15 protein-coding genes and 1 pseudogene are annotated in these 13,784 nt (G+C 67.4%); 6 read left to right on the top strand and 10 right to left on the bottom strand.

Annotation, left to right across the window (positions count from 1 at the left end):
* Window positions 1-182, top strand: a pseudogene (locus tag B146_RS29630) (hypothetical protein); the annotation flags it as partial.
* A 219-nt stretch (window positions 183-401) separates the two neighbouring features.
* Here the strand turns inward: B146_RS29630 and B146_RS0123780 are convergent.
* Both B146_RS0123780 and B146_RS29290 read right to left on the bottom strand, forming a co-directional pair.
* Window positions 402-1,970, bottom strand: coding sequence for an ABC-F family ATP-binding cassette domain-containing protein (locus tag B146_RS0123780; protein ID WP_019998986.1), 1,569 nt, complete (start codon window positions 1,968-1,970; stop codon window positions 402-404).
* An 810-nt stretch (window positions 1,971-2,780) separates the two neighbouring features.
* Complete coding sequence (locus B146_RS29290; RefSeq protein WP_155897699.1) at window positions 2,781-2,984, bottom strand: hypothetical protein; 204 nt, start codon at window positions 2,982-2,984, stop codon at window positions 2,781-2,783.
* Here B146_RS29290 and B146_RS0123790 point away from each other — a divergent pair.
* Entirely contained in the window at window positions 2,978-3,331 is a 354-nt protein-coding gene (locus tag B146_RS0123790) for a hypothetical protein (protein WP_155897700.1), read from the top strand. The genes B146_RS29290 and B146_RS0123790 overlap by 7 nt on opposite strands.
* A gap of 260 nt (window positions 3,332-3,591) precedes the next feature.
* On the opposite strand, the gene B146_RS0123795 is transcribed toward B146_RS0123790, so the two are convergent.
* From B146_RS0123795 to B146_RS0123825, 7 genes are all read right to left on the bottom strand, one after another.
* A complete protein-coding gene (locus B146_RS0123795; RefSeq protein ID WP_019998989.1) occupies window positions 3,592-4,035 on the bottom strand; it encodes a pseudoazurin in 444 nt (147 codons plus the stop codon).
* On the bottom strand, window positions 4,032-4,838 hold the full coding sequence (locus B146_RS0123800; protein ID WP_019998990.1) for an ABC transporter ATP-binding protein: 807 nt from the start codon (window positions 4,836-4,838) through the stop codon (window positions 4,032-4,034). Before B146_RS0123800 ends, B146_RS0123795 begins: the two co-directional genes overlap by 4 nt.
* Window positions 4,838-5,920 carry a FecCD family ABC transporter permease gene (locus B146_RS0123805; protein WP_051091625.1) on the bottom strand — a complete coding sequence of 361 codons (1,083 nt, stop codon included), beginning with the start codon at window positions 5,918-5,920 and terminating at the stop codon, window positions 4,838-4,840. Before B146_RS0123805 ends, B146_RS0123800 begins: the two co-directional genes overlap by 1 nt.
* 45 nt (window positions 5,921-5,965) lie before the next feature.
* Entirely contained in the window at window positions 5,966-6,952 is a 987-nt protein-coding gene (locus tag B146_RS0123810) for an ABC transporter substrate-binding protein (RefSeq protein WP_019998992.1), read from the bottom strand.
* A 331-nt stretch (window positions 6,953-7,283) separates the two neighbouring features.
* Window positions 7,284-8,735: a WD40 repeat domain-containing protein gene (locus B146_RS0123815; RefSeq protein WP_019998993.1), complete on the bottom strand. Its 1,452-nt coding sequence runs from the start codon at window positions 8,733-8,735 to the stop codon at window positions 7,284-7,286.
* 326 nt (window positions 8,736-9,061) lie between these two features.
* Complete coding sequence (locus tag B146_RS0123820) at window positions 9,062-9,565, bottom strand: hypothetical protein (protein WP_019998994.1); 504 nt, start codon at window positions 9,563-9,565, stop codon at window positions 9,062-9,064.
* Window positions 9,566-9,657: 92 nt separating this feature from the next.
* Complete coding sequence (locus tag B146_RS0123825; RefSeq protein ID WP_155897701.1) at window positions 9,658-10,065, bottom strand: hypothetical protein; 408 nt, start codon at window positions 10,063-10,065, stop codon at window positions 9,658-9,660.
* Between the two features lie 218 nt (window positions 10,066-10,283).
* On the opposite strand from B146_RS0123825, the gene B146_RS0123830 reads away from it, so the two are divergent.
* The 4 genes from B146_RS0123830 (at window position 10,284) to B146_RS0123845 (ending at window position 12,555) form a co-directional block, all read left to right on the top strand.
* Window positions 10,284-10,910: a GntR family transcriptional regulator gene (locus tag B146_RS0123830; RefSeq protein ID WP_019998996.1), complete on the top strand. Its 627-nt coding sequence runs from the start codon at window positions 10,284-10,286 to the stop codon at window positions 10,908-10,910.
* Between the two features lie 227 nt (window positions 10,911-11,137).
* The gene (locus tag B146_RS0123835) at window positions 11,138-11,557 is read left to right on the top strand and encodes a hypothetical protein (protein ID WP_060577706.1); all 420 of its coding nucleotides are present in this window, start codon (window positions 11,138-11,140) and stop codon (window positions 11,555-11,557) included.
* Window positions 11,547-11,927, top strand: coding sequence for a hypothetical protein (locus B146_RS27320; protein WP_019998997.1), 381 nt, complete (start codon window positions 11,547-11,549; stop codon window positions 11,925-11,927). Before B146_RS0123835 ends, B146_RS27320 begins: the two co-directional genes overlap by 11 nt.
* A 103-nt stretch (window positions 11,928-12,030) precedes the next feature.
* On the top strand, window positions 12,031-12,555 hold the full coding sequence (locus tag B146_RS0123845) for a hypothetical protein (protein WP_026358897.1): 525 nt from the start codon (window positions 12,031-12,033) through the stop codon (window positions 12,553-12,555).
* On the opposite strand, the gene B146_RS0123850 is transcribed toward B146_RS0123845, so the two are convergent.
* A protein-coding gene (locus B146_RS0123850; protein WP_155897544.1) for an IS3 family transposase occupies window positions 12,552-13,720 on the bottom strand; the annotation gives its coding sequence in 2 pieces (ribosomal slippage) (window positions 12,552-13,456 and window positions 13,456-13,720; 1,170 coding nt in all). The genes B146_RS0123845 and B146_RS0123850 overlap by 4 nt on opposite strands.
* Window positions 13,721-13,784: the final 64 nt, after the last annotated feature.

Genomic DNA, 13,784 nt, shown 5'->3' on the forward strand with positions numbered 1-13,784 from the left:
CGGGGCTAGGACGTGCGCTACTACCGGAAATCATGGGAGCGACAATTCCAAAGATCGCGCAGCATGGGCCTACGGTATTGCATCGCGAGGTCTGGTTGCTCCGCCACCCGGAACTGGGAACGACGGCGCTCGTCAAGGCCGTGTGCGGCTGGCTCGTCGAGCTCGCTCGCGAGGGACTCTAATCGACCCGCTACCAACTCCGGAACTGAGTACGGAAGAAGGCGCGTGAATGTCCGCTATCGAGCGCGTTGTACTAACATTCGAACGACTTTGATGGGTCGAAAGCGGATGGATCGCTTCCGGGCGTTCGCTTCCGGCGTGCAATCAGTGATCTCGGGTGGTTTGCTGACTGACCTCTTCAGGGCCGGGTCTGACCAGAGCTGCCTTCGTCCGCCGGGACGTCAAACCTCGAAGACCCGATCGAACCCGACCCGCTCGACGAAGGATGGATCGTGGCTCACGACGAGAAGCGCACCGTCGAAGCTCAAAAGTGCGTTTTCCAGGATTTCGACCGACTCGATGTCGAGGTGGTTGGTGGGTTCGTCGAGGATGATGAGCCATGGCGGCGCCGAGCCCGACAGGGCCGCCGCCAGGCCTGCCCGCAGGCGCTCGCCGCCGGAGAGCGTGCCGACGACGCGCCTCGCATCCCGATTGCGGAAGGCGAAGCGGGCGCAGAGCGCGTAGGCTTCCTCGTCGCCGGCATCGGGATGCAGTCGGCGGATGTTGTCGAGGATAGTGCCCTCGGGATCGAGCAGCCCGACCTGCTGGTCCAGCAGGACGATGCGTCCCTCGGCGCGACGCACCGTTCCAGAGACGGGCGCTCGAAGACCGGCCGCGATCCGCAGAAGGGTCGTCTTGCCTGCGCCGTTCGCTCCCTTCAGGGCGATGCGCTCCGGTCCGTCGATGCGCAGGGTCCATGGGCCGAGGCGCCGGTCGCCCGCTTCGGCGACGACGCCCTCCATGGCAAGGACGTTGGCGCCGGATGGCAGGCCGCTCGGAGGCAGAGCGATCGTCAGGGGCGTCAGGACTTCGACCCGCGAGCGAGCGTCGTCCGCCTCCGCCAGCGCGCGGCCCATGCGTCGATCGCTGATCGCCTGTGCCGTCCCGCCGCTGTTCTGCGCGCGCTCGGCCCGCGCACCCAGAAGGATCTTCGGCTCGGACCCCTTGGCCGCGAACGCACGTCCCGCCCTGTCCCGTCGCTCCTTCGCCTCGCGCCGCGCCTGCACGGCTTGCCGCACCGCGCGAACGTCGGCATCGGCGCGCTCCAGTTCGGCGCTGGCGCGGCGCCGATCCTCGTCGCGGGCCGCGGAGAAGGCAGACCAACCCCCACCGAAACTGCGCGCTCCGATCGCCGTCAGCTCCAGAATTCGGTCCACGTCGTCCAGAAGCTCCCGATCATGGCTGGCGACGAGGACACCGCCGCGCCATTCCCGCATCAGGGCTCGGATCGCGGCGCGACCGGCGGCGTCGAGATTGTTCGTCGGCTCGTCCAGAAGCAGGAGGTCCGGCGCCTCCATGACGAGACGAGCGATACCGACGCGCGTCCGCTCGCCGCCCGACAGGGTCCGGAGGCAACGGTCCAGCGGCAGGGCGGGAAGGCCGACCTGGGCGAGAGCGGCGCCGATGCGGCTCTCCAGCGTCCAGTCGGCGGCATCGAAGTCGCCTGCGGTGCCGTTCCCTGCCAGGATGCGCTCCAGCCTTTCCAGATCATTCGCGACGCCGAGCGCCTCGGCCAGGGTCCACCCTCCCGGCATGTCCTGCCGGAGAAGACCGATCGTACCCGTTCGCCGAACCGTGCCGGACGACGGCTCGGCGAGGCCGGCAACGATGCGAAGAAGAGTGGATTTACCCGAACCGTTGCGGCCGACGAGCCCGACGCGCTCCGTCCCGATCGCGAATGTCAGCTTCTGGAAGAGCGGGCCGTCAGGCGTTCGAGCGCAGACGGAGTCGAGCGTGAGGAAGGCGGACATGGGCAACCATGGCAGGTGTCGAGACAAGGCGGATCGCGTTGCTCGTCCTGTTGTTCATGGCTGCACTCCTTCTACGGTTCGCCTCTAACGTACGACCTCGAAACGCTTCCCGCAACCGAACGGCCGTATTCAGGCATCCGACAAGGGGCTTGGGACGTCGGCGAAGGATCCGTGCGGCGGCGCTCTCCGAAGCCTGAAACTGGGAAAGGTGGCTTGCGGACCGTCCGGATTGGTGAGCGTTCAGGTCCCACGCGCGGAATGAAGTGGATACCGAAGCCTGCCAGAAGCGCGTCCCGCATGGCGAGGCTCGAACCGACGACATAGCGGCCCTCGGCCGCGATGCGCTCCGTCCGCCCGTCCCGGGTGAACGCCCATGCGTCGGCATGGCCTGAGGGGCTGAAGCGCATGCGCCCGTGAGCGTTGAGGTCGCCAAGGCTGGCGGGAAGGCCGGCCGTGGCACGTAGCCGAGCGCGGTGACCCGCAATAGGCCGCTTGGCTTCCCCATCCGCCGGCGATGCGGATGCTCCGCAAGGGCCCGTTCCGCTCGATGAGGGACAGCCTCGATGGCGGATCGGAGCCGCGCTCCATCGCACGGCTGTTCCAGGTGTTCATCGCCGGTGAGGAGGGCAGGACGGGATCCTTGCGGCCCGATCGGCGGTTTGCAACGGAGCCATCACGAGGCGATACATCTCGGAGACTCATGTCTCGCAGCGGTGAAAACGACGGGGACATCCCTGGCGTCGGTCTTTTCGTCCGCCTTTCACCTGCATGACCTCGACCGTGCCGTCGGATCCGGCTCGCCCGGCGTTGCTAGCCGATCGGAAGCACCGGCACGTCCCAGGATTGGCCGGGCATCGAAGCCAGAAGGGTCCGGGTGTCGTCGTTCGCGGAGTTTTCGAGGACGTCGCGTGCCGTACCCATCTCCACGATCGCGCCATTCTTCATCACCGCGATCCGGTCCGATATCTGTGCCGCGACCCTGAGATCGTGAGTGATGAACAGCAGTGGTGGCATCCCATACGCCGTTGCTCCTCTCCGCCGTGGAGCCGTTCCGCGCGGCGCTGGAGGAGAGCGGGATGCGCCCCGCAACTCCCGTGCTGGCCGGGATCGACGGCACTCCGGTGCTGACCCGCGAGCGCGCCGTCGAGACGCTGGCGCGGCAGGTCGCGACGACCGTCCATTGGTCCGGCTGCGCCCGTGCTCTGCGTGAATATGGCGTCGCCATTGCCGTGGAACTCCCGCCCGGCGCCGACTTGTGCAAGCTGGTGCGGGAGGCGGAGCCGGCGATCGCCGTTCGTGCCATCGCGGAATTCCGCTCGCTCGACGGTCTGGCGATCTGGATCGGAAAGCAGCAGGCCTGAAGCGAGCGCGACAGGTAGCGCATCGCCGGCAGGAACGAAGCTTTGTCCGGTGTCGCGCAACACACGGGGCGGCCCCGTTGCGAACCGCCGACCGGGCGGAACGGCGGCTTCAGCTTGCCGTGTCCGGATTTCAGCCGAGTGTTCGGATATTCGACCTGCCGGTGCCGGCAATGGAGTGCGAGGCGTCCTTCCCGCCTCAGCGCGGCGAGGGCCTCGCGCCTTGCGGGGCGAAGCGCTCTCGCAACGGCCTGCGGACGCGATCAGTCCGCCGTCACCTGCGAAAGGAGTGCATCCAGCCGCTCGGCCTTCATGATGAGCTTGGGGCGGAGCTTGGCGGCGCGCTCGGTGACCGCGTCGCGATTGGTGGGCCGGCCGACCTCCACCAGACCGATCATCGACATCATGAGGTGCGGGGGGCAGGCGTAGAGATAGAGACCTTCGGCCTCGAGGGTGACCGTGAACGGCTGGTCGATCGCGCTCTTCCACGGGGCGACGCCGTCGGGGAGGACGATGGACTGGACGAAATGGCCGCTGTTCTCGGGGACGAAGGTCACGGTGTCGCCGGGCACCGCCTTCAGGAAGGCGGGCTCGAAGACCATGCCGCCCTCCGCCCCATAGTTCAGCATCCGCACCTCGTGATCGGCCGCGCGGGCGGGCAGGGCGGCGAGGAGAAGGGCGAGGGGCGCGGCGAGGAGGGGCTTCATACGGGGAGTTCCGGTTGCAAGATGGGGGCGGGGCCGAGCGGCTGGATCACGGGCGAGCCCGCGCTGTCGCGCAGCACCTCGACGGGAACGCCGTAGACCGAGCCGATCAGCTCCGCGGTGACGAGGTCGCGCGGCGGGCCGGCGGCGCGCAGCGTGCCGTTCGCCACGACGAGGAGCGTGTCGGCATAGCGGCAGGCGAGGTTCAGATCGTGGAGGACGACGACCGTCACGTGGCCGCGCGCGCGCGTTTCGCGCCGCACGAGGTCGAGCAGCGCAATCTGGTGCTTGAGGTCGAGCGCGCTGACGGGCTCGTCGAGGAGAAGGGCCAAGGGCTCGCGCATCAGGACCTGCGCGAACATCGCCATCTGGCGCTGGCCGCCGCTGAGCGCACCGATCGGGCGGTTCGCGAGAGGGGCGATGCCCGCCTGATGGAGCCGCGCCATCGCGTCGAGGAGCGTCGCGTCGTCGAGATGAAGGCCGAGCGCGCCGAGCCGCCCGAGGACGACGACCTCCAAAACGGTCATGGCGATGTCGGCGGCAGTGTCCTGGGGCATATAGGCGAAGGCCTCGCGCCAGAGCCGGCGCCGGGCGGCGGACAGGCGGCCGGGTTCGAGGCGGAGGTCGCCGAGGGTGAGGCGCCCGGCCGACAGGGGCAGGTCGCCGAGAAGGGCGCGCAGCAGCGTCGTCTTGCCCGCGCCGTTCGGCCCGATCACCGCATGGACGCGGCCCGGCTCCAGCGCCGCCTCGACGCCGGACAGGATCGTCCGGCCGCCGCGCGCAACCGACAGGCCTTCGAGCCGCATCACCGTGCGGCTCCCTTCGGCGCGAAGATCAGCCAAAGGAGAAACGGCACGCCGACGATGGCGGTGACGATGCCGACCGGAAACAGCGCGCCCGGCACGATCGACTTCGACAGGACGGAGGCGACCGAGAGCATCAGGGCGCCGGCCAGCATGGAGACGGGCAGGAGCACGCGCTGGTCCTCGCCGACCGTCAGCCGCGCGATGTGGGGCGCGACCAGACCGACGAAGCCGATGACGCCGACGAAGCTCGTCGCGGTCGCCGTCATCACCGCGACGATGACGAGGATCTTCATGCGCAGCGCGCGCACGTCGACGCCAAGGCTCGCCGCGCGCACCTCGCCCATGCGCAGCGCCGCGAGCTTCCAGGCGTCGAACGCCAGAAGCGCGCAGCAGGCGGCCGTGACGCCCGCCGTCAGCGCGAGGGTCGGCCAGGTGGCCTTGGTGAGGCTGCCGAAGAGCCAGAACAGGATCTGCTGCGAGAGTTCGGGCGAGGAGAGGAACTGGATCAGCGACAGGAGCGACTGGAAGAGGAAGAGGAGCGCGATGCCGCCGAGAATGATCGTGTCGCCGCGCAAGGCGCGCATGGAGGCCAGCGCGAAGAGAAAGAGCGCGGCCAGCATGGAGAAGACGAAGGCGCCGATCGGCACGGCGACCATCGCGCTGAGGCCGAAGCCGCCCACAGCCAGCACCAGCGCCGCGCCGAAGCCGGCGGCGGCGGCCATGCCGAGCGTGTAGGGGCTCGCCATCGGATTGGCGAGGATGGTCTGCATCTCCAGCCCGCCGGCGCCGAGCGCCGCGCCGACGGCGAGCGCCATAAAGGCCATCGGCAGGCGCAGGTCCCAGACGATCGTGTCGGTCATCGCCGCGCGCGCCCCGGTCTGGAGCAGCGAGCGCAGGACTTCGCCGGGCGAGAGGAGCGAGGGACCGGTGGCGACGTCGAGGATGAGGCTTGCGAGCGTCGCCAGGGCGAAGACGGCCGCCATCCGCCAGCGCCGGCGCTCGCGGCGGCGATGGTCGGCGATGGCCTCGGCATGGGAGGAGGCCGCTTGGGAGGAGGCCGCATGGGGGGACACGGTCGTCATGACGACAAGCACATCGGGGCCTCGTCCTGCGAGGCCCCGACGCGGTCAGCCCTTCACGCCGACGGCGAAGGTGCCCTTCGGCGTCACCGGCAGATATTTCGCGTAGTAGGCGAGATAGTTGGCGATCGGATCGACGTCGCCGAAGGCGGCGGGATAGAGCTGTTTGGCGATGAACTGCACCATGGCGAAGTCCGACAGGGTGCGGGAGGCCCCCTGGTAGACGCCGAAGAGCTGGCCGTTCCGGATGGCGGGCAGGTCGGCCCAGCCGGCGCGCGCCTCGAAGCCCTTCAGCTTCTCGCGCGCCTCGTCGGCGTTCACGCCCTGGCCCATCGGCAGGGCGGCCGGGTTCTTGTTGTTCTCGCGCCCTGAAATGAAGATCGCGTCGGGCTTCGAGGCGAGCACCTGCTCGGGATTGATCGGGCCCCACCATTCCACGAAGGGCGCGGCGATGTTGTCGCCGCCGGCCGCCGCCGTCATCGCGCCCCACATGTTCTTGCCATAGGTGAAGGAATGCTCGGCCGGGCCCTTGTTGCCGAACTCGACATAGACCTTGGGCTTGGGCTGGCCGCTTTTCGCCACGCGGTCGGCGACGTCCTGCAGCGCGTCGCGGTAGAAGGCGGCGATCTCCTGGCCGCGCGCTTCCTCGCCGGTCAGCGTGCCCAGAAGGCGCGTCGAGGCGACGTGGCGCTCCAGCGTCTGGGCGTTGTAGTCGACGACGACGATGGGCACGCCCGCTTCCTCGATACGGTCGGCGTCGAGGCCGAGCGCCTTGTACTGCCAGTCGGCGAGCACCACGAGGTCGGGCTGGAGCGCCAGCACCTTTTCCACCGAGAAGGTCTGCGCCTCCACCTCGCCGACATCGGCGATGTCGTTCAGGGACGGGCGGTGGGCCGTGTGCATCGCCCAGTTGGCGGGCACCCAGCCCTCCCAGGCCTCGCGCGAGAGGCCGACCACGTGGTCAAAGGCCGTCTCGCCGCCGACGGCCATGTAATCCTCGAAGTAGAAGCCAAGAACGACGCGTTGGGCCGGCAAGTCTACCGTGACCTTGCGACCGATGACATCGGTGATCTCGCGCGGTTCGGACCGAGCTGTCGTCGATACGCCAAAGACCGGTAGCAGTGCGAGAAGGGTGGCGGCGGCGAATCGCCGTAGGGACAAGGACAAGATAGCCTCTGGACAACGTTGGGAACGTCAGCCGTCTAGCAATGATGATCGCTGGATTCAACAACTATACTTTAGAACGATTGCAGTATGGAAAGTCTCTAAAGATGCTCGATAGTCGAACCCTCCCGTCCATGCTTCATCCCGTCTGTTCATTGTCCGCCTCCCTCGGGAGAAGTTTCGGGAGTTCGCAGGCGAGCGTCTACCAGCGCACGACACGATCAAGGCTATTCCAAAGGATGAGCCTGTAGAGTTCCCGTCTCGGGCGATAGCCGCGCTCAAGGCCGGGCTCTGCCTCGGCGAAGGGCTCCATCACGTGCACCATGCCGGACGCGCTGATGACGACGGCACGACCGCAGGCGGGATCGTAGTCGATGCCGGTGATCGCCGATCCGAAGAAATGCGTGAACACGGGCGCGCCACCGCTGAACCGCACGGCGTGGGACCAGCCGGCGCCACCGATCCAGACGACGCCATCCTCGATCCCCAGGGATGGTCCGGGGATTTCGCAGAAGCTGTATCCGCGCAGATATTCGTCGACGGGCCGGGCGACCCATTCGCCCCGTTCCTCGAAAGCGGCCAGATCCAGCCGTTGCGTGACGCCGTTCGCTCCGCTGCGCGAGTTGGCGAAGAGGGAGCGGCCGTCGCGGCTGAAATGCACGGAATAGGGATAGTCGCTGACCGCGTCGATCCGTGCGAGCGGCACGGGACCCTCGTCCTCGACCCGATCGAGATAATGCCCAGGCCAGGCGTCCTGCCAGCCATAGGCCACGAAGCGCCCGTCGGGCGAAATCGCGACGTGGCTGCCGTCGAGCCGGTGAGGCCCGCCCTGCCGCGCGCGGCGCGCGCCGTAGGTGCTCACCCCGATCTCGCAGGCCTCGACCTCGCGTTCGACCGCTGCCTCCTCCCTTTCGCCCGCCTCGCTGCCCTCGTCGGCCTCGTCCTCGTCGTCGTCGTCGCCGACACCGGGGCGCGGGGCGAGCGCGGTCCATGCGCCATCGCGGCAGAGCCAGATGCCGATCTCGTCGCCGGCGATCACCAGACGGCGCCCGTCGTCCGCGATGGCGACGCTGCGCAGGTCCGAGGCGTCGACCGGCACATCCTGCGGCCAGTTCCAGGTTGCGGCCGCCGGGCCGTCCAGATCGGTGGTGACGACGATGCCCGACGGAATGACCAGCGCCAACCAGCGCCTGTCCGCCGATCGCGCGAAGGTGACGATATCGTCCAGAAGATCGGCGTTCTCCTCATCGATCAGAAGGACGCCCTCATCGAAGCGCAGCAGAAAGCGGTCCGGTCCGAGAAGGCTGACGGTGCGCAAGCCGACATCCTCGATCTGCCGGCGGAACGGCCGATAGGCCGGATCGAACCGCTTGCGCGCGTCGCGCCAGCGACCGGCGGCATTCAGGGCGACCACCTCGTCCAGCACGGCGGAGGCGAGGCCCTGAGACCGGCTGTCGACGGAGAGGTCGATGTCCGTTTCCCCTTCCGCGTCGATGACGTCATCCAGCGCCCTGCAAACCGCGAGGTTCTCGGTCCGGCCGATGGCGTTCCAGTCTTCGAAGCCGGAGCGACCATCGGGGAGGGGAGGAGGCGGCGCGCCGTCCTGCCCCCTGCCGCCACCAAGGATTGAAAGAACCTTCCTCACGATCCGCAACGATGCCTCCCTGGTTTGGCGGTAGACGAGACTGAGACGGACGGGTCGAAGCCGGCGGCGGGAATGACGCTGCGAACGCGACGCTTCGGGCCGGATGGGGGCGATGACTGTCCGTTCCGGGTTCTCCAGTTGAATCCATCGACGAGCCGTCCCGCATCCCCATGCCGTCCGGCGCGGAAAGGCCGAGGCCGCGAAGCAGCGACGGAATTGATCGCAACCTCGATCAAGGCGGGGACGATCATGCCGCCCCGCTTCGGGAGAGGCATGGCATCGCCTGTCGAAAGCGAACTCGCGACCGGACCCGGCCGATCGCAAGCGTCCGGGGATCAGAGGTTCCTTTCCAGAACGCTGGTGATCGCCGTCACGCGCGGCTCGAGGTCGTCGACATTCGTGAACGGCTTCCAGTTCAGCGTCAGGACGCCACCCGAGAAGCTGACGCCCTCTTCGTAGTTCGAGCTCGGCGCGCTCGCCTCGTCGTAGAGAATGACGATCGAGGTCAGCTTCTCCTTCAAGGCCTGCTTGCCCAAATCGTCGGACGCAATGGACGAAAGCGCCTGGATCAGCGGATCGATGATCGGCTTGCGGAGATAGTCGTCGCTGCCGTAGCTCTGCGCATAGCCGGGAAGCGCCAGGCTCTTCATGTCGAGCGCCACGGGCACCGGAAAGCCGGCGGCATCCTGGATCGCGCGTTCGAGCGGCGGCCAGACATCCTTGGAATAGGCCTGGATCGCGCGGCGCTCGGCAAGGCCGCCCTCGCTTTGGGCCAGGACATGCGACGCCGGCGCGAGAAGGAGGGCGCAGGCAAGAAGGGTGGGGCGGACGATCGACATGGGTGATCCTTTCACGGCTCTGTCGATGGGAAGGTGGGCGCGGCGCGGCGCGGGCTCGCGCGCCCGTTTTTTGCGGAGACGATCCTTCGGCTCTACTGCGCCGTCTCGAGGGCCTTGGCGTTCTCGTCGAAGGACTTGCAGTATTCCTCCAGCGTCTGGCTCGTGCCTTCCGCCATCTGCTCGGCCGAGATCTGGCTGTCTTCGCCGTTGTAGATGATCCCTTCCCTCCCTTTTTCCCGGAAGAGCGCCACCGCCTCGGGATCGGCGGGCGCGGGAAGCGAAGCGAGGAACGCCGCATAGGTGGCCGCAGCCGCCTGGGAGGGGAAGCCCTTGGCGATGCAGTGGTCGAGGATTCCGAGCTGGTTGCTCATCTGCTGATGGAAGCTGTCGGGGCCGGGCGCCTGGGCCGCGCCCGGCTGAACGGGCAGGATGGCGACACAGGCGGCCAGCGCTGTCGGCACCGAAGCCAAAGCACGAGACGGGAAGCGTCGGAGTTGCATCGAAACTCTCCTGTTGTCGGGAAAGGTCTTGTCGAGTGTTGCCGGGGCTCGGGGCGGGGCGTCGTCCTCCCGGCGCAACGGGCGTGTCGCGACCGGGGAGAGAGAGGCGGGTGTCCCGGCGTGGAACGGTCAGCCAGAAAGGCGGGCGGCCCTCGTCACCCATCGCGTCAAAGCTTTTGACGCGTGACAGGCGCACGCGATTTAATTATCTATAAAGCATGAAGAGCACCAAGACAGAGACGATCGCCGCGCAGATCGGCAAGGCTCTTGCCGCTCGCATCATTGGTGGCGACCTCGCGCCCGGCGAGCGGCTGCGCCAGGACCATATCGCGGCCGAGTTCGGGGCGAGCCATGTGCCGGTGCGCGAAGCCTTCCGCCTGCTCGAGGCGCAGGGGCTGGCCGTCAGCGAGCCGCGCCGAGGCGTGCGCGTCGCGGGTTTCACCTGCGAACAGGTCCGCGAGGTCGCGGAAATGCGCGCCGCGCTCGAGGTGGTGGCCTTGCGCCATGCGATTCCGCACCTGACGCCGAGCCTCCTCGAGAAGGCGGAGGAGACCAACAAGGCGGGCGACCGGGCGCGCGACATCCACGACTGGGAGGAGGCGAACCGCGCCTTCCACCATATTCTGCTGACGCCGTGCGGCATGCCGCGTCTTCTGAAGGAGATCGACGACCTCCATGCGGCCAGCTCCCGCTTCCTGTTTTCGGGATGGCGAGCGGCCTGGGACCTGCCGACCGCTCACGATCACCGGACGATCCTGGGTTTGCTGAGGGCCGGACAGGGCGAGGCGGCGACGAACGCGCTCATGCGCCATGTCCAGACGATCAAGCAGAAACGGTCGGATTAGGAGCACACTCACCTCTTCCCACGGCAATTTGCGCATACCTGTTGCCACGACTTGTTTTTTATGGATTCAGTTAGCGATCGGCGTCAACGATTATCTATTAAATTGGGTGTGGCGGGTTCATGGGGGTTGTTGCACCGAGGCGCTTCGGCGGGGCCAGGACCTCGCCCGCTCGAAACGCCGTCATGACCCTCTTGGCCCGAGTGGCGACGAGCCTACCGGCCAGGATAATGACGGATCGCAGCGCCGACATCCGGCACGACGGCACGGTCGACGAGATCGTCGCCCTCCATGACATCCCACGTCTCGACCTCGTCGGGCGGGCCAACGCGGTGCTTCGCGCGCCCCACGATCCCGATCGCGCGCGGCCCGATCTTGTGCGGGATGCGGGCGCCGAGCGCGTCTTCCTGGGCGCGGCCCGGAAGCGGGTGCGCGACGGACGCGAGTTCGACGCCGTGGCGGAGAGGGTGGCGGGCGTGCGGGACAGGGCCTCCAGGCCGCGGGTGCCGGCCGCCTCGCAGCGATCGGCCCGCGATCGACGCCGTTCCACGCCTGAACCCGTCCGCTTCGCGTTTCGAACGTCGCGTCCCACCGGCGCTTCGGAGCGAAAGGCGATGCCGCCACGAGGAGACATCATTCATGCTGCTTAGACTTGCCGTCCTGATCTCTGTCCTCGCTCCCGTCGCCGTGGCGCATGCGCAGGACAGCGAAGCCTTCTATCTGGAGAAGCGGAACGATCTCGGCCTCGTCGCCTATTGCGGCGAGCGGGGCCTGCTGCCGGAGGACGGCTATCGCTTCTTCAAGGCCGGCATGAACGAGATCTTCGGCTCCCGCCCCGAGACGCCGGAGGGCGAGCTGCACGAGGCCAAGGGCCGCGCGGGCATCGCCTATCTCCAGGGCGAGGAGCAGACAATCGAGGACATGGCGGCGGACTACGAGGTCGATGTCGCCGAGGTCTGCGGACAGTACAAGTCGCATATCTCGCTCGGCAAGATAGCCGCGAGCCGGTCCAAGCCCTGAGGGACCCGCTTCGGCCGCGAGGCAGCCGGCTTCGGCCATGTGCATCCGGCTCGCGATCGAAAGCCGTCCCACCCGTTCCCTTTTCGCCCACAGAGGATTTCAGATGGTTCGCCGTCTTCTCACGACGACCGCGCTGGTCGCAGTTCTCGCTCTGCCAGCTTACGCCGAGCCCCTCGCGCCCGAGCCGGCGCCCGCCGGGACCCGCGAAGAAGCGGCCGCGCTGCGTGCGTCGCTCGCCGCGTATGTCACGCAGATTCCCTTCGAGAAGGGCATCCTCACAGCCGAACCCGACCCGGCGGGCCAGCGCGTCACCTTCGATACCGCGCTCTTCCTGAAGGACTATTTCGGCGTCGAAGCCAAGGCTGCGCCGATGTCCTTCCTCGTCAGCCCGCGCGCGGACGGCGACTGGAACGTCTTCACCAACGACCCGATCCGCGTCAGTTTCGACACGAAGGTCGGCGAGCAGGTCCAGGCCTTCGAGTATTCGCAAGGCGAGCAAGCCTTCAAGGGCATCTTCGCGCCCAGCCTCTTCGCCTATCGCGAGGTCGAAGGCTTCGTGCGCGACACGGTCAACATCCAGAACGAGGCGGTTGGCCTGCCCCCATTAGGTGGCCCGGTTCAATTCTAATGCATGGTAGGCTTGGCGACCACGGTTGAGGTGGCCGGCGAAGCGGGTTGGGGCAGCGCAGCCGGCCATGGCGCGGCGGCGGGTGCCGGTGGACGGTAGCCAAGCGAGGAATGCGGTCGCTTCGTGTTGTAGTGCTGGCGCCAGCCCTCGATGACGATCCGGGCCTCGGCGAGGCTGTAGAAGATCTCGCCGTTCAGAAGTTCGTCCCGGAGCTTGGAGTTGAAGCTTTCACAGTAGCCGTTCTCCCAAGGCGAGCCCGGTTCGATGAACGCAGTCCTGGCGCCGACCGCCGTGATCCAGTCGCGCACCGCCTTGGCGATGAACTCGGGACCGTTGTCGGAGCGAACGTGCCCCGGCACGCCGCGCACGATGAAGAGGTCCGACAACACGTCGATAACGTCGGTGGATTTCAGCTTGCGGTCGATCCGGATACACAGGCATTCGCGGGTGAACTCGTCGATCAGATTGAGCATGCGGAACTTGCGACCGTTGTGGGTTCGGCCCTCGACGAAGTCATAGGACCACACGTGGTTCGCCCGCTCTGGCCGAAGCCGAACGCACGAGCCGTCGTTCAGCCAAAGTCGCCCTCGCTTGGGCTGCCTGGCCGGCACCTTCAGACCTTCCTGCCGCCAGATCCGCTCGACACGCTTCACGTTGACCAGCCATCCGGCATCCCGCAGCAGGGCCGCGATCCGACGGTAGCCGTAGCGTCCATACTGTCTCGCCAACTCGATGATGTCGGCCGTCAGCGCCGCATCGTCAGCTCGTCCCTTCGGCGCCTTGCGCTGTGTTGATCGGTGCTGCCCCAGGACCCGGCACGCCAAACGCTCCTTTACGCCATGCTTCTTCATGACGTGTTCGATGCATTGGCGACGGCGGGCGGGGCTCACCAGTTTCCCGAGGCGGCCTCTTTCAGGATCAGCTTCTCCAGCGTCAGGTCGGACACGGCCTTACGCAACCGCTCGTTCTCCTTCTCGAGGTCCTTCAGACGCTTCACCTGGTCGGACTTCAGCCCACCGAACTCTTTCCGCCACCGGTAGTAGGTGAACGGCGTCACGCTGATCGTGCGGATCGCTTCCGCCACCGGGCGACCCTGCGAAAGCAGGACGTCAACCTGCCTCAGCTTGGCGACAATCTCTTCCGGCTTGTGCTTCTTCTGTCCCATTCTCATGTCCTCCAGCGGCTCAAAAGCCTACTTCAGGGAGGGCCACTTTTCAGGGGGCAGACCA

Origin of the sequence: Aureimonas ureilytica DSM 18598 = NBRC 106430, from assembly GCF_000382705.1 — a bacterium.
In the GTDB taxonomy this organism is placed as follows: Bacteria; Pseudomonadota; Alphaproteobacteria; order Rhizobiales; family Rhizobiaceae; genus Aureimonas; species Aureimonas ureilytica.